The sequence below is a fragment of the Streptomyces ziwulingensis genome (genome assembly GCF_039542605.1).
GTDB classification, from domain to species: domain Bacteria; phylum Actinomycetota; class Actinomycetes; order Streptomycetales; family Streptomycetaceae; genus Streptomyces; species Streptomyces ziwulingensis.
In genome coordinates, this window is record NZ_BAABIG010000080.1 from 42,640 (window position 1) to 62,192 (window position 19,553).

Annotated in this window: 14 protein-coding genes and 1 pseudogene; 6 read left to right on the top strand and 9 right to left on the bottom strand. The window is 72.9% G+C overall.

Translation table 11 applies throughout. The annotated features are described in order from the left end of the window. Positions 1-309 precede the first annotated feature (309 nt). From ABEB00_RS30665 to ABEB00_RS30685, 5 genes are all read left to right on the top strand, one after another. Positions 310-861 carry a DUF6082 family protein gene (locus ABEB00_RS30665; protein WP_345623875.1) on the top strand — a complete coding sequence of 184 codons (552 nt, stop codon included), beginning with the start codon at positions 310-312 and terminating at the stop codon, positions 859-861. Positions 862-999: 138 nt separating this feature from the next. Next, positions 1,000-1,236, top strand: a complete 237-nt coding sequence (locus ABEB00_RS30670; RefSeq protein ID WP_345623877.1) for a hypothetical protein — start codon at positions 1,000-1,002, stop codon at positions 1,234-1,236. A gap of 321 nt (positions 1,237-1,557) precedes the next feature. After that, entirely contained in the window at positions 1,558-2,511 is a 954-nt protein-coding gene (locus ABEB00_RS30675) for a ferredoxin family protein (RefSeq protein ID WP_345623879.1), read from the top strand. 216 nt (positions 2,512-2,727) lie between these two features. Further along, positions 2,728-4,398, top strand: a complete 1,671-nt coding sequence (locus ABEB00_RS30680; protein WP_345623881.1) for a sensor histidine kinase — start codon at positions 2,728-2,730, stop codon at positions 4,396-4,398. Then, positions 4,395-5,075 (top strand): response regulator, encoded by a 681-nt coding sequence (locus ABEB00_RS30685; protein ID WP_345623883.1) that lies wholly within the window; start codon positions 4,395-4,397, stop codon positions 5,073-5,075. The genes ABEB00_RS30680 and ABEB00_RS30685 overlap by 4 nt, the downstream gene beginning before the upstream one ends. Positions 5,076-5,121: 46 nt before the next feature. Here the strand turns inward: ABEB00_RS30685 and ABEB00_RS30690 are convergent. Both ABEB00_RS30690 and ABEB00_RS30695 read right to left on the bottom strand, forming a co-directional pair. Next, positions 5,122-5,433 (bottom strand): annotated as a pseudogene (locus tag ABEB00_RS30690) (cation acetate symporter); the annotation flags it as partial. Between the two features lie 41 nt (positions 5,434-5,474). Further along, complete coding sequence (locus ABEB00_RS30695) at positions 5,475-7,598, bottom strand: DNA gyrase/topoisomerase IV subunit B (protein WP_345623885.1); 2,124 nt, start codon at positions 7,596-7,598, stop codon at positions 5,475-5,477. 442 nt (positions 7,599-8,040) lie between these two features. On the opposite strand from ABEB00_RS30695, the gene ABEB00_RS30700 reads away from it, so the two are divergent. Further along, positions 8,041-8,271 carry a DUF7455 domain-containing protein gene (locus tag ABEB00_RS30700; protein WP_345623887.1) on the top strand — a complete coding sequence of 77 codons (231 nt, stop codon included), beginning with the start codon at positions 8,041-8,043 and terminating at the stop codon, positions 8,269-8,271. A gap of 122 nt (positions 8,272-8,393) precedes the next feature. Here the strand turns inward: ABEB00_RS30700 and ABEB00_RS30705 are convergent, their stop codons facing one another. The 7 genes from ABEB00_RS30705 to ABEB00_RS30735 all read right to left on the bottom strand — a co-directional run bounded on the left by ABEB00_RS30705 (position 8,394) and on the right by ABEB00_RS30735 (position 19,550). Continuing rightward, positions 8,394-9,269: a S1 family peptidase gene (locus ABEB00_RS30705; protein ID WP_345623890.1), complete on the bottom strand. Its 876-nt coding sequence runs from the start codon at positions 9,267-9,269 to the stop codon at positions 8,394-8,396. 162 nt (positions 9,270-9,431) lie between these two features. Beyond that, on the bottom strand, positions 9,432-10,964 hold the full coding sequence (locus ABEB00_RS30710) for an RNA polymerase sigma factor (protein ID WP_345623893.1): 1,533 nt from the start codon (positions 10,962-10,964) through the stop codon (positions 9,432-9,434). 463 nt (positions 10,965-11,427) lie between these two features. Then, positions 11,428-12,315, bottom strand: coding sequence for a FadR/GntR family transcriptional regulator (locus tag ABEB00_RS30715; protein ID WP_345623896.1), 888 nt, complete (start codon positions 12,313-12,315; stop codon positions 11,428-11,430). A gap of 164 nt (positions 12,316-12,479) precedes the next feature. After that, positions 12,480-14,426, bottom strand: a complete 1,947-nt coding sequence (locus tag ABEB00_RS30720) for an ABC transporter ATP-binding protein (RefSeq protein ID WP_345623898.1) — start codon at positions 14,424-14,426, stop codon at positions 12,480-12,482. Between the two features lie 68 nt (positions 14,427-14,494). After that, entirely contained in the window at positions 14,495-15,253 is a 759-nt protein-coding gene (locus ABEB00_RS30725; RefSeq protein WP_345623900.1) for an NUDIX hydrolase, read from the bottom strand. 131 nt (positions 15,254-15,384) lie between these two features. Beyond that, entirely contained in the window at positions 15,385-17,358 is a 1,974-nt protein-coding gene (locus tag ABEB00_RS30730) for a glycogen debranching N-terminal domain-containing protein (protein WP_345623902.1), read from the bottom strand. A gap of 632 nt (positions 17,359-17,990) precedes the next feature. After that, positions 17,991-19,550 carry a DUF4192 domain-containing protein gene (locus ABEB00_RS30735; RefSeq protein WP_345623904.1) on the bottom strand — a complete coding sequence of 520 codons (1,560 nt, stop codon included), beginning with the start codon at positions 19,548-19,550 and terminating at the stop codon, positions 17,991-17,993. Between the last annotated feature and the right edge of the window lie 3 nt (positions 19,551-19,553).

Genomic DNA, 19,553 nt, shown 5'->3' on the forward strand with positions numbered 1-19,553 from the left:
TCTTCCTTGCCTGCGCGTACCCCGGCACCCGGTCCGGCAGACCCGCGGTGGCCGAATGCCGACCCCAGGATACGAGCCGCCGGCACCGGGCGGCGCGCACGGTTGTCGGCCGTGTCCGCGGGGCAGATGTCCGACACGGCGCCGGTACCTGTGCGACCCCGCTTCCCTCTGTGCGCCGCCTCTCCGCCTCCCCGCCGGTCAGAGCCGCTCGGCACTCTGGAGGTGGCAAGCGCCGCCATCGCTCGCCGGTCCCCGTCAGCCGACCCGCACTCGACGACCGGCGGGCGGTCGCCTGAATCGGGGGTTGACATGGCTACACGGAAAGTCTTCACGGAGAGGGTGGGCCCCACCGCGCTCGGTGTCGTACTCGCCGCGGCCGCCGCGACCCTGACCGCGCGTCAGCGCCGTCTCTCCGCCGTCCGGCTGCGAGAGCGGCGACTGGAACTGGAGGAGCTGTCCGTCCGGCGCACCGCCCTGGCACACCAGCAGCGCATGCACTGGGAACTCCTGGCCAGGGCCATCGACGACCCGTCCCTCGCCGCGGTGATCGACACCTACGACGGGAGCATCCCCGCGGCGAAGCGTCGCCAGTTCCTGTACGCGAACGCGTGGTACGCGTACCTCTTCCACCTGTACCGGGCCGGGCTGCTGGACGTCGAGGAGTTGCTCAAGCACCTGCGCGAGTTCTTCCAGAGTCCGCTCTTCCGTGAGTACTGGGAGGCGTCGAGGGCCCAGCGGGCCACGCTGAAGCAGACGTCGGACGAGGCGAGGATCGGACGCCTGGTGGACGCCCTGGTGAAAGAACTGGACGAGGCCGACACGGAGGAGTGGTGGGTCGTGGGCACCCCGCCGGCGGAGTGACACCAGTTCGGCGCCGGGTCAACTCGTCCACCTCGATGACCCGGCTGAGTGTCTTTGGCACGTCCATCCGCACACACCTCCTGGAGCAAGTACCTTTCTGCCAGCACAAGCCACCATTCCTTAAGGACCGGTACCACCTTGAAGATCGTGCGCCGCATCGGTGTGCCTCCGAGAGCTCGGGGCAGCAACTCGGGAGCGAACTGCCCCGACCTGTTCGAGCTGAGTGACGGGAACTTCGCCGTCATCGGCACCGAGGCCACCGAGGCGCTGGAGGGCGAGCTGCCAGCCGACGCCTCCCGCGCGGACTACGAACGCATCGTCGTCGTGAGCCGGGAAACCCTGATCCGCGCCAAGGCGGACATCCCCGACGCCTGACGACACCGTCCACGTCCCCGGCCGCACCCACCGTTGCCCGAGCCGGACCGACCCTCCGGCGAGCAGCCCGGCACCCCGTCCCTGCTCGACCTCTCTCCCCGGGGCCCGGCGCCAGAACGGCACCGGGCCCCTCGGTGTCCCGGTGTCCCGGCCCCTCGGGTGTCCCGGCGCCACCGTCCGACGGACGCCCGTCTCACCGACGCCCGCCTGTCGCACCCGCCGCCTACCGTTCGCCGGCCGGGGCCCGGGGGTCACTCCCCCGGCGGTTTTCCGCGCGCCGCCGGAATGAGCCGACGGTCAAGTCAGGTTAGGCTCACCTCTGTGAGTACGTGCTCAGCCGTCTCCCGTGATCTCGACGAGCCCGTCGCGGGAACCGCGGCCACCGCGACGACCTGGCTGCTGCTGGAGCAGGCCGGCCCCTGGGGCGCCAAGGCGCTCACGTCGAGCCACCTCGATCCGGCACTGGGCCGGGCGCTGGAGCAGGGCGCCCACGGCACGGGCGTACGCCTGGCGCTCATCCGCCGTCCCGGGCGGCACGCGGACTCCGGCGGTTCTGCCGCCGAGCGCCGGGTGTACGCCGCCCACACGGCACCGGGGAACTCCTGGCTGCGCACCGCCGCGGTGACCGACCCCGCGCGCCTGCTCGACCTCGACCTCGCCGCGCTCGGCAGGGGGGACCACCGCGGTTTCGACGCGGTGCTGCGGGGTGGGCCGCACACCGGCGACCCCCTCGCCCTGGTCTGCACCAACGGCAGGCGCGACCGGTGCTGCGCTCTGCTCGGCCGACCGCTGGCCGCCGAACTGGCCGCCTCCGGGTCCGGGTCCGAGGGCGTCTGGGAGGTCACCCATCTGGGCGGCCACCGTTTCTCCCCGACCGTGCTGGTCCTGCCGTACGGCTACGCGTACGGCAGGGTCGACGCTCCCGCGGTGCGGGAGATCCTGCGCGGGGCGCACGAGGGCCGGATCGTCACGGCGGGCTGCCGCGGCCGCTCGGCCTGGGAGCGTCCGGCGCAGGCCGCCGAGCTGGCGGTGCGGGCGGCGGCGGGTGAGGCGGCCGCCGGGGCGCTGAGCGTCGTGCGGACGGACGGCTCGGCGCCGCACTGGGAGGTGATCGTGGCCCACACCGACGGACGGCACTGGCGGGTCGCCGTCGCCCAGGGCGCGGCGGCGCCGCCGCGCCCGGAGAGCTGCGGGGCCTCCGTCCTCGGCTCACCCGCGCGGATGGACGCGACCGAGGTCCGCGAACTGGCCATGGCGTCGGCACTCGCGAGCTGACCCCGCGCGAGGAGCGGGGGTGGCGGAGGGACGCGGGCCCCGGCTGGGGGCGCACAGCGCACGGTCGGGGGGCGCTGGTGGGGCACGGTCCGGGGGGATGGGGCACGGTCCGGGGGCGCTGGCGGGGCACGGTCACGGGGTGGTGGCGGGGCACGGTCCGGGAGATCGGTCACATCCCCTGCACCGCCCGGCGCGCGGCCACGTACCGTCGTGGGCATGAGTCCCGGTCCTCCCGCACGCCGTCGGCGCCTCGGTCTGCCGCGGCGGGTGTTCTCGCAGGTACTGGTGATGCAGTTGGCGATCGCCGCCGGGGTCGCGGTGCTCGCGACCGGGCTGTTCCTCGCGCCGCTCGGGGATCAGTTGGACGACCAGGCGATGCGCCGGGCGCTGGCGATCGCGCAGACCACCGCGGAGCAACCGCAGATCGCCGCCGACCTCGGCGCCACCCCCGCCTCGGCGGACGGGCCCGTGCAGCGGGAGGCGGAGCGGATCCGGGCGGCCACCGGGGCGGAGTACGTGGTGATCATGGACCGGCGGGGCGTGCGCTGGTCGCACACCGATCCGGGGCGGGTCGGCGAGACCGTGTCGACCGACCCGGGCCGGGCGCTGGCCGGGCGCGAGGTGATGGAGATCGACGACGGCACCCTGGGCCGCTCGGCCCGGGGCAAGGTACCGCTGCGCGACGAGCGCGGCGGGGTCGTCGGGGCGGTCTCGGTGGGCATCGCGTACGACAGCGTCCGGGCCCGTCTGGTCCATGCCGTCCCCGGGCTGTTCGCGTACGCCGGTGGTGCGCTGGCCGTCGGTGCGCTCGCGGCCTGGTTCATCTCCCGCCGGGTCCAGCGGCAGACCCGGGACCTCGCCTTCTCCGACATCGCGGCGCTGCTCGCCGAACGCGAGGCCATGCTGCACGGCATCCGGGAGGGCGTCGTCGCACTGGACCGCGGCGGGAGGGTCCGGCTGCTCAACGACGAGGCGCAGCGTCTGCTGGGCGTCGGCGGCGAGGCCGTCGGGCTGCTGCCCGACGAGGCGCTCGGCGCGGGCCGTACGGCCGACGTGCTGGCCGGCCGGGTGCCGGGCACGGACCTGCTGACCGTGCGCGGCCGGCGCGTCCTGGTCGCCAACCGCATGCCCACCGACGACGGCGGCGCCGTCGCCACCCTGCGCGACCGCACCGAGCTGGAGCAGCTCGGCCGGGAGCTGGACTCCACGCGTGGTCTGACCGACGCCCTGCGCGCCTTGGATCATGAGCACGCCAACCGCATGCACACCCTGCTGGGCCTGCTCGAACTGGAGATGTACGAGGAGGCCGTGGAGTACATCGGCGAGGTGGTGGGCGACCACCGGGCCACCGCCGAGCAGATCGCCGAACGGATCACCGATCCCCTGCTGGCCGCCGCGCTGGTCGGCAAGGCGACCGTCGCGGCCGAACGCGGGGTCGCCCTGTGGGTGTCGGACCGCACGCGGCTGCCGGACCGTCTGGTGGACCCCCGGGGGCTCGTCACGGTCGTCGGCAACCTGGTGGACAACGCCCTCGACGCCGCCGCGGGCACGACACACGCACGCGTGGAGGTCGAGTTGCGTACGCGGGCGCGGACCGTCGTCCTCAAGGTGCGGGACACGGGTCCGGGTGTCGCGCCCGAACACCGTGCGGCGGTGTTCACGGAGGGCTGGAGCACCAAGGAGCCGCCCGCACACCGCGAACGCGGCCTCGGGCTGCCCCTGGTGCGCCGGCTCGCCGAGCGTCAGGGCGGCAGCGTGACGGTGGGGGAGGCGCCGGGCGGCGGCGCCGAGTTCACCGTCGTCCTGCCCGAGGCGCTGGCCGCACCGGCTCCCCGGACCGTACCCGCCGCGTCCGCCGGCACCGCTGTCGAGGAGGAGTCACGGTGATCGAGGTCCTGGTCGTGGACGACGACACCCGGGTCGCACGGGTCAACGCCGCCTACGTCGAGAAGGTGCCTGGCTTCCACGTCGCCGGCCAGGCGCACACCGCCGGGGAGGCACTGCGCGCCCTGGCGGCGCTCCCCCGTGTCGACCTGGTCCTGCTCGACCACTACCTGCCCGACCACACCGGTCTGGAGGTGGTCGGCGAAATGCGCCGGCGGGGCCACCAGACCGACGTGATCATGGTGACCGCGGCGCGGGACGTGTCGACCGTGCAGGCGGCGATGCGGCAGGGCGCCCTGCAGTACCTGGTCAAGCCGTTCGCCTTTGCCGGCCTGCGCGCCAAACTGGAGGCGTACGCCGTCCTGCGGCGCACCCTCGACGGCGGCGGCGAGGCGGAGCAGGCCGAGGTGGACCGCATCTTCGGTGCCCTGTCGTCCGTGTCGGAGCCGGGGCTGCCCAAGGGGCACTCCCCCACCACGGCGGAGGCGGTACGGCAGTCCCTGATGCGGGCCGACGGCCCCTTGTCCGCCCTGGAGATCGCGGAGCTGACGGGGGTGAGCCGGCAGACCGCCCAGCGCTATCTGAAACTCCTGGAGCGCACCGGACGGGCCCGGCTGACCCTCAGGTACGGCGACGCGGGCCGCCCGGAACACCGCTATGTGTGGGTGACCCGCGGCTGACCGGCGATACGGGACAACGCCTGCCCAAGGTGCTCCGGGAGCACCGTCACGCGGCTCCCGCTCCCGTCAGCGCCCGCGCCTCCGTCCCGGCGTGCCTGGCCTCGTCCGGCGTCTCCCGCGAGGTGGCCGTACCGAGCCGGCCGGCCAGGGAACCCGCCGGGATCGATACCAGTCCGGGGTTCCGCAGCGGGAAGTACCGGAAGTCGACGCCCGGAAAGAGGGATTCCGGGCTGCCCGGCACCACGGGCGAGAGCAGGACGAGCAGCACCGCCGGGACGAGGCCGCCGTAGACCGCCCAGACGGCGACCGCGAAGGCGAGGCTCACCAGGATGGCGACATCGAGGTCGCGGGCGAGCAGCACTCCCGCATCCGCGGCCGGGCGGGCGCGCCGCCGTCCGGTTACGCGTCGATCCGTGACCGGTCGAGCGTCGCCGCCGAGTTGGAGATGAACTCCTTGCGGGGAGCGACGTCGTTGCCCATCAGCAGATCGAAGACCTGCTCGGCGCCCTCGAGGTCGCTGAGGTTGATCCGGCGCAGGGTGCGGTGGCGCGGGTCCATGGTGGTCTCCGCGAGCTGATCGGCGTCCATCTCGCCCAGACCCTTGTACCGCTGGATGGAGTCCTTGTACCGCACGCCCTTGCTCTGGAACTCCATCAGCTTGTCGCGCAGCTCGCGGTCCGAGTACGTGTAGACGTACTTGTCCTGACCCTTCTTCGGCTGGACGATCTCGATGCGGTGCAGCGGCGGCACGGCGGCGAAGACCCGGCCCGCCTTGACCATGGGCCGCATGTAGCGGTGGAACAGGGTCAGCAGCAGCGTCCGGATGTGAGAACCGTCGACATCGGCGTCGGTCATCATGATGATCTTGCCGTAGCGGGCCGTGTCGATGTCGAAGGTGCGCCCGGAGCCGGCCCCTATGACCTGGATGATCGCGCCGCACTCGGCGTTCTTCAGCATGTCGGTCACGGACGACTTCTGGACGTTGAGGATCTTGCCCCGGATCGGCAGCAACGCCTGGAACTCGGAGTTCCGGGCGAGCTTCGCGGTGCCGAGCGCGGAGTCCCCCTCGACGATGAACAGCTCGCTGCGGTCCACGTCGTCGCTGCGGCAGTCGGCCAGCTTGGCGGGCAGCGAGGAGGACTCCAGGGCCGTCTTGCGGCGCTGGGCGTCCTTGTGCTGACGCGCGGCGATGCGGGTGCGGGCCGCGGCGACGGCCTTCTCCATGACGACCCGGGCCTGCTGCGCGGCGTCGCGCCTGGTGGAGGTCAGGAACGCCTTGAGCTCCCTGGTGATCACGGTGTTCACGATGCGGCGGGCCGCCGAGGTGCCGAGCACCTCCTTGGTCTGCCCCTCGAACTGCGGCTCGGCGAGCCGGACCGTGACGACCGCCGTGAGTCCTTCGAGGGCGTCGTCCTTGACGATGTCGTCCTCGGCGACGCGCAGCATCTTCTTGGCGCGCAGCACCTCGTTCATCGTCTTGGCGATGGCCTGCTCGAAGCCGGCGACGTGGGTGCCGCCCTTGGGGGTGGCGATGATGTTGACGAACGACCTGAGCGTCGTGTCGTAGCCGGTCCCCCAGCGCATCGCCACATCGACGCCGAGTTCGCGGGTGACCTCGGTGGGCGTCATCTGGCCGCGCTCGTCGAGGACGGGGACCGTCTCCTTGAAGCTGCCCTGCCCGGTGAGGCGGAGGACGTCGCAGATGCCCCTGTCCTTGGCCAGGAACTCGCAGAACTCGCTGATGCCGCCGTCGAAGCGGAAGGACTCCTCGCCCTTGCTGCCGCCCTCGCCCAGTCCGAACTCGTCCCGCACCACGATGGTCAGGCCGGGCACCAGGAACGCGGTCTGCCGGGCCCGCTGGTGCAGCGTGTCGAGGGAGAGCTTGGCGTCCTTCAGGAAGATCTGCCGGTCGGCCCAGTAGCGCACGCGCGTGCCGGTGCGCGACTTGGGAATCTTCCTGGCCTTGCGCAGTCCGCTCTCGACCTCGAACTTGGCGTCCGGGCCCGCGGCGGCGAAGGCGCCGGGGACACCGCGCCGGAAACTGATGGCGTGGGTCTGCCCGCCGCGGTCCACCTCGACGTCGAGCCGGGCGGAGAGGGCGTTCACCACGGAGGCGCCGACGCCGTGCAGACCGCCGGAGGCGGCGTAGGAGCCGCCGCCGAACTTGCCGCCGGCGTGCAGCTTGGTCAGGACGACCTCGACACCGGAGAGCCCGGTCTTGGGCTCGACGTCGACCGGGATGCCGCGGCCGTTGTCGCGGACCTCCACCGAGCCGTCGTCGTGGAGGATCACGTCGATGTGGTCGCAGTAGCCACCGAGGGCCTCGTCCACGGAGTTGTCGATGATCTCCCACAGGCAGTGCATCAGGCCACGGCTGTCGGTGGACCCGATGTACATGCCGGGTCGCTTGCGCACGGCCTCGAGCCCCTCGAGGACGAGCAGGTGCCGCGCGGTGTAGTTGGACCCGTCCCGGTCTGCTCCTGCCAGCAGCGCAGTGGACGGCACGGACGTCTCGGCGGTCACGCGGTTCGCTCCTCGCTGAATTTCAGATGGGGCCCTGTTGGGTAAGGGCGCGGCTTGGTTCACCGCTCAGAGGGTACCCAGCCCTGGTAGAGCCCTTGTAACGCCACCCTCGTCGCGGACTTACCCTAGTCCAGCGTCGCACGCTCGTTCGATCCCTCGATGGAGTGAAGTACACATCACGTTCCCTTCGAGGCATGAACCATTTAGGCTCCGGGCACGTCCTCATGAACAACCCGGCAACCCAGCCGGTGGGACCGACCCCCGACCGACTGCGCGAACCCGTAAGACACAGAGACACGCAATACGGCACATTCGCCGCCAACCGGCAACAGTCAGCCTTCTCGGAAAGTTTTTTCGAGAAAAAGCCACGAGCGGGAACGTTTTGGGGCTGGTTGGATGTTGACCCTGGTACGACAGCTCGTCGAGCTAGAGAAGAGGCGACGTGACTACTGTTCTGACTTCCGCGAGCCCGCTGACGGCCGCTGACCGATGCGACCGTTGCGGCGCTCAGGCATACCTGCGCGTCGTCCTGCTGAGCGGCGGAGAACTGCTCTTCTGCGCCCACCACGGCCGCAAGTTCGAGCCGGAACTCAAGAAGATCGCCGCTGAGATACAGGACGAGAGCGAGCGCCTGACCTCCGTTCCGGAAAGTACATCCGAAGACGAGCGCTGACACATCGCGTCCGACGACGAGCGAGACCGGCCCAGGCCGGTGTAAGGGCGGTCACCTCCCTCGGGAGGTGACCGCCCTCGCCCGTATACCCGCATGCGACTCAGGTCCGTCCTCGGCGGCCCTCAGGCGGCGCGTCGCGCCCTGCGACCGGTCGGCGCGACCGTCTCCCCGGACGCCCGTCCCAGGCTCCGTAGGACGGCGGAGACGCGCGTGTAGACCCCGGGTTTTCCCGACCGTCCGCAGCCGCTTCCCCAGGACACCAGTCCGATGAGTTTCCCCTGGGCCATCAGCGGCCCGCCGCTGTCCCCCTGGCAGGCGTCGCGGCCCCCGGCTCCCTCCCCGGCGCAGAGCATGTCCGCGCTGCCGTAACGGCCCTCCGCACTGCCCGGATACGCCTGCGCACAGAGCGCGTCGGGCAGGACGCGCACGTGGGAACCCCGCAGGCTGTTCGGATAGTCGCCGGCGCCCGAGGTGTCGCCCCACCCGTAGACCACGGCGCCCGTTCCCGGCAGGTAGGCGGGGTCGCCGGTGGCCGCCGCCGTGGCGGCGGATCCGGGCGGCAGGGCCTGGGAGAGGGTGAGGACGGCGAAGTCGCCGGAGTTGCCGGCGTCGTCGTACGCCGGATTCACCCAGATCTCGCGCACGGGGATCTCCGCGCCCTGCTCCGAGAGCAGGTCCGTACGGCCCGCGACGACCTTCAGGTCGCGCATGCTCCGCGGCGCCGCTCCCAGGACGTCCTGCCCGAGGCAGTGGGCGGCGGTGAGGACGGTGGTCCGGCCGACCGCCACTCCCCCGCAGAACTGTCCCGCCCGCGTACCCCCGAACCGGTCACGGCTGGACAGGGCCACCGTCCACGGACTGTCGGCCACGTCGACCGGGAAACCCCCGACGACGACGCTGTCGGCGGTGGCGGGCTCGGCGGACGCGAGCGGTATGCCGGACGCCGCGACCACCAGAACCAGCGGCCGGGCCAGCGCCCGGGCGGAAGGACGGCGCATAGGGGCTCCTCACTCCACGGTGGTCAGGAAACACCCAGAGTGATTCACTCGACGCCGCCCCGCACCCCCGGGGCGACGGCCATCGTCCTGCGCGGTCGGCGGACACGGCGACAGGCCCGGCCCCCCGCAGGGGACCGGGCCTGTCGCCCGCACGGGCACGGGTCAGTCGAGGTAGTCGCGCAGCACCTGGGAGCGGGACGGGTGGCGCAGCTTCGACATGGTCTTGGACTCGATCTGGCGGATCCGCTCGCGCGTGACGCCGTACACCTTGCCGATCTCGTCGAGGGTCTTCGGCTGACCGTCGGTGAGGCCGAAGCGCATGGAGACGACGCCCGCCTCGCGCTCGGACAGGGTGTCGAGCACCGAGTGGAGCTGCTCCTGGAGCAGGGTGAAGCTGACCGCGTCGGCCGGGACGACGGCTTCGGAGTCCTCGATGAGGTCGCCGAACTCGCTGTCGCCGTCCTCGCCCAGCGGGGTGTGCAGGGAGATGGGCTCGCGGCCGTACTTCTGGACCTCGATGACCTTCTCCGGGGTCATGTCGAGTTCCTTGGCCAGTTCCTCCGGGGTGGGCTCGCGGCCCAGGTCCTGGAGCATCTGGCGCTGCACGCGCGCGAGCTTGTTGATGACCTCGACCATGTGCACGGGGATGCGGATGGTGCGGGCCTGGTCGGCCATGGCGCGGGTGATCGCCTGCCGGATCCACCAGGTGGCGTACGTGGAGAACTTGTAGCCCTTGGTGTAGTCGAACTTCTCCACCGCGCGGATCAGACCGAGGTTGCCCTCCTGGATGAGGTCCAGGAAGAGCATGCCGCGGCCGGTGTAGCGCTTGGCCAGGGAGACCACCAGGCGGAGGTTGGCCTCCAGGAGGTGGTTCTTGGCGCGGCGGCCGTCCTCGGCGATGATCTCCAGCTCGCGCTTGAGCTTCGGCGCCAGCTTGTCGGCGTTGGCCAGCTTGTCCTCGGCGAACAGGCCCGCCTCGATGCGCTTGGCCAGCTCGACCTCCTGCTCGGCGTTGAGCAGCGGGACCTTGCCGATCTGCTTGAGGTAGTCCTTGACCGGGTCGGCGGTGGCACCGGCGGCGGCGACCTGCTGGGCCGGCGCGTCGTCCTCGTCGTCGTCGGACAGGACGAAGCCCGCGTTCTCGGTGCCCTCCGGCTCGTCCCCGGTTTTGGTCTCCTCGACCGCCTCGTCCCCCTCGAGAAGCTCGCCCTCGTCCTTCTTGGAGGTGGTCTTCTTCGCGGCCGTCTTCTTGGCGGTGGTCTTCTTCGCCGCGACCTTCTTGGCGGTGGTCTTCTTCGCCGCCGTCTTCTTGGCGGTGGTCTCGTCCTCGCCGGCGGGGTCGGCGGCGGACGGCGCCGCAGTGGCGGCGGTGGTGGTCTTCCTGCTGGTCACCGTCTTGGCCGCGACCGTCTTGGTGGCGGTGCGCTTGACGGGACTCTTCGCTGCGACGCTCTTTCGGGTGCGCTTCGGCTCCGCGGCACTGACCATCAGCGTCACACCCTCTTCCTCGAGGATCTGGTTGAGGCTGCGCAGTACGTTCTTCCACTGAGTGGCCGGAATCTGGTCAGCTTCGAAGGCCCGACGCACGTCATCGCCGGCGATCTGCCCCTCAGCCTTTCCCCGCTCAATGAGAGCCATGACAGAGACGGACTCGGCGATCTCCGGCGGGAGCGTACGGGATGTGCTGGCCGACACGAACAACCTCTCGGGACGTTGGGAACGGCTTCCGGCCCCGTCCACGGCGGACTGGAGCCGACCGCCGGCTTGGGGATGGGCCGACGGCGCGGGCGGAGGCCGGGGAGATGCACAGCGCCGTGAACGGCGCCTGTATTCCCTCCGCGGCTGCTGCCTCTTAGGTCATCGCGTGGCCTCCACGAGCGTTACGCCCAATCCGCGTGGCCCGAGTCACACCCCATAAGCGTGCGGAAACTTTCAAATATTTACATAACGGGTCACAGACGACACCGGTCCGGCCAGAAGCGGGACCGGGAAGCGACGGGACACGGAGAGGCCGCGGAACGGGCAGGGGTCCGTCGCCAGACCGCCGACCCCGCGGCGCCGGGGCGGCGCTGCGGGGTCGGCGGCGACGGCGAACCGGCCGGGCACCGCCACGGGAGGGGGGTGGCGTGCCCGAACGCGCCGCTCCGGCGGAACGCGGTCAGTGTTCCCGGGGGGCGGGCACCACCCGCTCCACCTCGGGGTGGACGGTGAGCAGTTGACGCATGGCCGTTTCGGCCGCCGTGGCGTCGGCGGCGCCGACCGCGTCGACGATCCGGCCGTGCTGCGCCAGCGACGCGTCGTTCGGTCGGTCACAGCCCGTGACCGGATTGCCGGAGACCTGGAGGGCGGCGGACACGATGCCGGAGAGGTGTTCCAGCATGCGGTTGCCGGCGATCTGGATCAGGAGGGAGTGGAATTCGGCGTCGGCGCGGGAGAAGGTGAGCGCGTCGCCCTGGGCCATGGCGTGGCCCATGATGGCGACCATGTCGGTGAGGCGCTGCTGCACGTCCTCCCGCCCGTGTCCGGCGGCCAGGCGCGCGGCGAGCGGCTCGATCGTCCAGCGCAGCTCGCTCAGCTCGCGGCGCTGGTCGTCGCGCTGTGGCCCGAAGGCCCGCCACTCGATGATGTCGGGATCGAGCAGGTTCCAGTCACTGACGGGGCGCACGCGCGTGCCGACGTTGGGGCGGGCGCTCACCAGGCCCTTGGCCTCCAGAACGCGCAGCGACTCCCGGACGACGGTGCGGGACACCTCGAAACGCTGGCCGATCTCCTCGGGCACCAGCGGGCGGTCGGCACCCAGGTCGCCGGAGACGATCATCTGACCGAGCTGCTGAACAAGTTGCCCGTGCAGTCCGCGGCCGCGGTTGCCCGCGGTGCGCCGGCCCACGCGGCCCAGCTCGGCATCGACTCCTTCCCAGGCGGGGATCCCGACGCGGTCGACGGCGGGCGCCTCCGCGTAGGGGTAGCGGTCGAATTCGCCCGGGGACGCGAGGCCGGAGTCGGCGGAGCGGGCGGCGGTCATCATGGTGTGCGCAAGGGTACTCACGCTTCCTTTGTCGGCGTTCAGCTCAACTCCCTTGAGGTCTTTGGTGAAAAGCACACGAAAGGGTGATCGCTCACCCCGTCGCAATTGACGCCTTATCGGAAAGAAATGGGCTTTCCCCGGGGGAGTTGCGTACAGGCCCGGACCGGCGGCGCCCCGGACGGTCGTCATCGGACTCTGCCGCGCCGGGAGGTGAGCAGATAAGCGCAGAGCAGAGCGGTCAGCGACAACGCCAGTGCGCCGGCCACAGGTTGGCCGAGCGCGCGCAGCGCGGCGGCCACGTAGCGCTCTCCGCCGAAGGGCCACTGCGCCAGGAGTACCTCCCGCACCCGCAGGGGGAGACCGGCGGCGGTCCGTACCGAACCGCCGTCCCAGACCTCGCGCACGAGCGGGACGACGAGCACCGGAACGGTGACCACGGCCGCGAGACCGGCGGTGGTGGACCGGAAGACGCCCGCGGCCAGCACGCCCGCCCAGGCGCATCCGATCACCAGGCCGGCCCAACCCGTGCTCAGTGCGACCCAGTCGGCGGGAACCCTGGAGAACTCCTGTCCGTAGAACACGTGGAGCACTTCGGCGTCACAGCCGACCGTGAGGACGGCCAGCAGCAGCGCGACGACTGCGGAGACCAGGAGTTTGGCGCCCAGCAGTCCCAGCCGGCGCGGCACGGTGCCCCGGTCCACCGCCAGCGCGGGGTGGCGGAACTCGTCGCCGAAGGCGAGCGCCCCCAGCAGCCCCGCGCCGAGCGCCGCGGGCGGCAGTGGCAGTTCCCTCGGCCAGGCGGCCAGCAGCCGCGGCTGCGGAGTGTGCCCGACGCGGGCCAGGATGACGGCGGTGACGGCGGACACGAGGAGTACGACAGCGCCCGTCAGGAATACGGTACCGATGCCGACGGTCCGCCGGATCTCGTAGCGCAGGGGGCGCAGGGGGCTGGGGGCGGAGCGGACGGAAATGGGGGGCGGGAGGGGAGACAGCGCGTCGCCGGGATCGGCACGCAGGTGTGGCCGGGGCGCCGGGGACGAGTGGGCGGGCTGGGCGGATTCCGCCCCTTCCTCGGCCGCTACCTCGGCCGCTTCCGGGCGGCCGGCCGGGCAGTGGTCTCGGTCCCGCTCGCCCGCCGCCGCAGCCGCCGTGTTCCCGCCTGCGACCGAGGTGGTGGCGGTGGCGGCGTCCGTGCCGTCCGCCTCCTCGTCGTCAGCATCCCCATCGGCCCCGGCGCCGGCTCCTGCACCGGCTCCGGCACCCATGTCGCCGATCTCGTCCGCCAGTTGATGGACGAGGATTCCGTGACGGAAGGCGGTGTCGCCCACGACAGCGCAGGTACTGCCGTACACGGCCAGGCGGTTGCCGCCCTCGTGGACCACCTCGACGGAGCGATGAGTGGCGCGGGCCTCTTTGGTGAGAAGCGCGGCGAGGCGGGCGGCGTGGGGGCTGCGGACGGCGACCCTGGGGCGCAGCCGGGTGCGGGCGAAGTCCGACGCCTGCTGGTCGGCGACGAGCCTGCCGTGCTCCAGTGTCACGACGTGGTCGGCGACGCGTGCGGCCTCCTTGGGATCGGCCGTGGTGAGCAGCACCGTCCCACCCTGGACCGCGTACGCGCGCAGTGTGCCGTGCAGCCATCGGCTCTCGCGGGCGGAGAGCCCGGCGGCCGGATCGTCGAGGACGAGCGTGTGCGGGTCGGCCAGCAGGGCGCAGCCGAGGCCGAGGCGGCGGTCCATGCCGCGGGACAGGGTGCCCAGGCGTTCGTCGCGCAGGCTGACGAGCCCGACCGCTTCCAGGACTTCGTCGGCGCGCCGCACCGGGACGCCGGCCGCCGCGCACAGCATGCGGAGGTGGCCGCGGACCGTACGGGCGGGGTGGCCGGGCACGTCACCCAGCAGGACACCGACCTCGCGGGAGGGGTGGGCGATACGGCGCAGGGGGCGGCCTCTGAAGTAGGTGACGCCGCGGCCGTGTTGCAGTTCGAGCATGAGTCTGAGCGCTGTCGTCTTGCCGGCGCCCGACGCTCCGAGCAGCACGGTGACGCGGCCCGCGCACGCCTCGAAGGAGACGTCGTCGACGGCGGGGGGAGACTCTTTGCGGGGGTTGCTGGTCAGTCCGATGGCCTGGATCACCCGAAGCAAGATAACGCGCTATGTCCGGTTTTTCTGGCGGCGCACGGTCGTGGCCCAGGACTCGCCCCTCACACCTCCGGACGCAGCATCGGCGGGTTCAGGAGTGTCGCTCCGCCGGCCCGGAAGAGCTGGGCCGGACGGCCGCCCTGGCGCGTGGTCGTGCCACCCGTGGGCACGAGGAACCCTGGGGTGCCGGTGACCTTGCGGTGGAAGTTCCGCGGGTCCAGGGCCACGCCCCACACCGCCTCGTAGACGCGGCGCAGCTCGCCCACGGTGAACTCCGGCGGGCAGAAGGCGGTGGCCAGCGACGAGTACTCGATCTTGGAACGGGCGCGTTCCACGCCGTCGGCCAGGATCTGGTGGTGGTCGAAGGCCAGGGGTGCCACGGGTTCGCCGTCGCGGCCGTGGCCGCCGCGTTCCAGCATCTCTCCCACCGGTGCCCAGCGGGCGTTGCTGGCGTCACCGCCCGCCCGGGGTGCGGGCAGGTCGGGGGCGAGAGCGAGGTGGGCGACGCTCACCACCCGCATCCGGGGGTCACGTCCGGGATCGCCGTACGTCGCCAGTTGCTCCAGGTGTGCGCCGTCGTCCTGGGCGGGTGCGGCGGGGTCGTGGACGCGCAGTCCCGTCTCCTCGGCCAGTTCGCGCGCCGCGGCCTGCGCGAGGTCCTCGTCCTCCCGCACGAAACCGCCGGGGAGGGCCCAGCGCCCCTGGAACGGCGGTTCGCCCCTGCGTACCGCCAGCGAGCACAGGGCATGACTGCGCACGGTCAGCACGACCAGGTCCACGGTGACGGCGAAGGGCGGGAAAGCTGACGGGTCGTAGGACATGCCGCGATCATAGTCGTCTCCCTGACGATAAACACGCCCTTCGCGGGGTGCGCCCGTAGCGGGTCCACTGGTGTGCGCGAGTAGTCCCACCGTCTGCTCCCGGTTGTCGTCGGGCATCGTCTCAGGCCAGGTCACACCCCTAGCTGCAGTCCGTCGGCCGCCTCCTCGACCATGGCCAGGCCGAGTCGGCTGACCCGCACGGAGAAGGGCGCGCCCGCCACCCGCAGCCCGGTGAGTCCGAGTTCACCGAGGGGGGCTTCGCGCAGCGGGCGCAGGGTGACCGTCCCGGCGGGGGCGTCGGGGCGGATTCCCACGAGCGAGGTGAGCAGCAGGACGCCGGCGGCCGCGGCGGTGGCGGCGGGACGGCAGGCGGCCGGGTGCGCGAGGGGGGCGCCGCCCTCCGTGCGCTGCTCCCCCGCGTACATCTCGGGCAGCCGGTGGCCGAAGGCGCCGGCCGCGGCCAGGGTGCCCCGGGCCAGGGAACCGGCCTCCCTCTCGTGACCGGCGGCGGCCAGCCCGGCCACGGCGACAGCCGTCTCGTGCACCCGTACCGCGCCGGCGCGGTGGCCGAACGGGTTGTACCCGGGCTCCTTCGCGCCGAGCCCGCGCAGTCCCCAGCCGCAGTCCATGGCCGGGGCGCCGAGCAGCCGGGCGAGTTGCTCGGTGCGCACGCTGTCCAGCAGGCCAGGGGCGTGGGCGCCGCCGCCCAGCAAGCCGGTGTCGAGGAGGTGGGCGGCGGCGCAACCGAGGTGCGGTACGGGGCGTCCGTCCCGGGTGGTGGCCGCGGCGGGCCGGCCTCCGCTCGGGTCGTCCAGCCAGAAGTCCCGCTGGAAGGCGGCGCGCAGTCGCCCCGCCCACTCGCGCAGTGCGGGGCCCCCGGGCCTGTTGCAGGCGTCGAGCAGGTCGGCGCCGAGCAGGGCGGCCCGGTGGGCGTGGGCCTGGGTCTCGCAGCGCACGGGGCCGTCCGGGTGCGGGTCGGGCACGTAGGTGCCGTCTCCGACGGTGGCGCGCAGCCAGGCCAGACAGTGCTCGGCGGTCGGCAGCAGCTCGTCCGTGTCGGATTCGGGCAGCCCCCAGCGGCGGGCCTCGGCCAGGAGCACCGGGAAGAGCAGGGTGGCCTCGGTGCCGGTGCAGGTGGGCGGCAGGTGCGGGCCCGCGTCCCGTCGTGGCCCGGGGATCATGCCCGAGCGAGGGCCGGTGCCGGGGGTCTGGGTGCGGGCGAGGGTGCGCAGGGTGCCGACGGCCAGACGCGTGCCGAGGGGGAGCGTCATGCGGGCGGCGACGAGGGACTCGGCAGGGGCCAGGCCGCAGCGCCACGGCGCCCCGGCCGCCAGGTGGATGTCCGCCGGGTGACCGGGGTCGCGCAGGAGGAGGGCCCGCAGATCCTCGATGCCCGTCCGCCAGAGCGCGGGTACGCCGGGCTCGTCGCCGGTCGCCCGCGAGGGTGCCAGCGGGCTGGTCGCGGCGTGTCCGACGGCCCGTAGCGGACCCGCGCCGTCCGGCCGTACCCGCAGTTCCAGGCGCCTGCTCTCGCCCGGTGCCAGATCGAACTCCCAGCGCAGCAGTCCCGCCGAGGCCAGTGCCTCCGCAGGGGGTGGAACGGCCGCGACAGACGAGGTGCCGGCGGAACACGACCAGCGCAGACCGGAGTCGTGCACCGTGGCGGGCAGGTCGGGGCCCGTGGCGCCGGCGGCGATCGCCCCGAGGTCGGCCAGGTCCGTCCCGAGGGCCACCTCGACCGGCAGGCGCAGGGGCCGCGGTCCCCAGTTGCGCAGCGTGATCCGTTCCGTGCCGTCCGCGTGGCGGATCCGCTCGACCATGATGTCCGGGTCCGGTCCGGGCGGCGAGGAGGACCGGACCGTTCCCACGAAACGGGCCCGGTCGGCAGCGGTCATGCGTGCCTGCACCGGTACGGGTTCGCGTCCGGCGACGAGAAGTCCGCACCGGGAGAGGAGGCGTCGGCCCCCGCGGTAGAACCCTTCCAGTCCGCGTCCCGTCAACTGGCCCTGGTCGGTGGAGATGGCCAGTCCGGGGAGGGCGACGCAGATCAGGGTCACATGAGTGGGCGGGAGGCCGCCCGGTCCGGCGGCTCTCCGGGGCGCCACCCGGGGAATCGACCGTGACGTCGCCCGTGCCACCGGAGCCGGCACAGCGACGGAACCAAGTCGGCTCGTCGGCAAGTCGGCTCCCTGGCCGTGCCCTCGGCCACGGTCGCGGTCACGTTCGCGGCTGCGGCTGCGGCTGTCGTTCTGGCCCGGCCGGTCGAAGGGGCCCGAGGGGGCAAGGTGGTTCGGAGCCTCCAGCGGACTCGGTGGCGACGCCGCACCGCTCGCGGACGGGCTGGGGCTGCTGCTCCCGCCCGAGGCGGGGGCAGCCGTACTGGCGGCGAGGGACGCGGAACCGGTGGCGGGGGAAGCGGAGGAGGAGGACTGGATCGGCTGGTGCATGCGAGGACTTCCTCTGCGCTCGATACGCCTCGGGCAGGTGCGGCGCTGGTGGTCGGGCTCCGGCGCGACGGTTGGTGCGCTGGGGCAGATGTGGGGTCGCGAACCGGTGTGGACGGGGCGGGGCGGTGTGGGCGGGGCGGTGCGGGCGCGGCGGTGCGGTGTGGCGGTACGGTTCGTGCGGGCGTTCCGCCACACAAGGGAACGGGGCGGACGCGCTCCGGGTCACGCCCGTCCCCCGGACGCCGCAGGGGAAGCGGTGAACGGGCGACGCCGCCTCACCCCGGTTCCGGCTACTCCCTGTTCGCCGGCCCCTCGGCGTCCCGTCCGCCCGGACAGGCCTTCTTCCGGACACCGGCGGCCCTCCCCGAGGGCCGCGAGCGCGCCGCACGGCTCCGCCCGGCGGGCCCGCTCTCCGGACGGCCGGTGCCCTTCGGCGTGCGCGGTGGGCGCCGGTGCCGGCTGGACGCCGGGGCCGTGGGCGAGACTGCCGTGGACGAGACGGCTGTGGAAGAGACGGCCGGAGCCGCGTCGGCCGAAGGGGTGCGGCCTCCGCTCTCCCCGCGCAGACAGCGCCGGATCGACTCGGGGTCGAGGCCCTCGTTGCACGCCTGGTGGAGGAGGCGGGCGAACAGGTACTCGGAGTCCGCGCCCAACGCCATCGCCAGCGCCTCCCGCGCTTCGAGTTCGTCACCGGTGGACCAGGCGACCCAGCCCGCCAGGGTGAGCGGCGCGGCGGCGTATTCGCCGTACGACCCTACGCAGCGGCGGGCCAGCGCGCGCCAGAGCCGGAGGGCGGGGCCGGAGTCCTCGCCCTCCATCCACTGCGCCGCGCGGTCCCGTGTCGTGCGGTCCTGGAGTCCGAGGAGCAGCCGCGCGGCCTCGTCGTGCGCCAGCAGTCCGTCGTCGTGGCCGTCGGCGCGTCGGGGGTCGGCCGCGGGCGGTGCCTCGGCCAGGCGCCCCATGACGCGCTCCGCCAGTGCGACGGTCTGCGCGGCCACGTCCGCGCGGCCGGTGTCGTCGAGGATCCGGGAGACCAGTTCCCCGCTGGCCGCGTCGAGCGCGGCCTCCTGCGCGCGGGCGGCGGAGTCCTCCCGGGGGAGCAGCCTGGAGCGCAACTCGCGCAGCGTGCCGCGCACCTGAATGCCCGCGTACGTCGCGGCGGCGGCCAGCACCGACGTACCCGGCGGGCCCACCGGCAGGCCCCCGGCCGGGCAGCACGACTCGTCGTCGCAGCAGTACGACCAGAAGCGTCCTCCGGACAGGCACAGCGCCTCGACCACGGGTACGTCGAGGGCTCCGCACTCCAGGCGCAGCTTCTGGGCCAGCGGTCGCAGTCGGGTCATCACCTCGCGGCCGGTCTCGCCCGGCGCCGGCTCCTGGCAGAGGTAGGCGACCATCTGCTCGGGCCGGCCGCCCCTGCGCTCGCTGCCGGTGATCAGACCGTGCACCAGTTGCCGGGCCGCGGCGTCCCAGTCGTCCGCGTGGGCGGGGATGCCCAGGCGGGCCCGGCCGCCGAACCGGCCGCGGCCGGACCGGTCGTGCAGGGCGGCCAGGACGATGCTGTCCTCGGGGCGGTAACCGAGCAGGTAGGGCAGGGCGTCGGCCAGTTCCGCCGGGCTGCGCAGGGTGATCCGCTGCTCGTCACCGTGACCGTCGTACGCGGCCCCGGCGGCCCCGGCGGCCTCGGCACCCCCGGCGGCCTCCGACGTGCCGGCGGACGCGGCGGTCACGGCGGCCTCGGTGATCCGCGCGGACCGCGCGGACCGGTGAGGCTCAGGTCGTTCGTATCCGCCGATGTCGGCGTTTTCCGCGTTGTCGAAGGACCCGTTCGTTTCGCTGTGGTTCGTCATGAC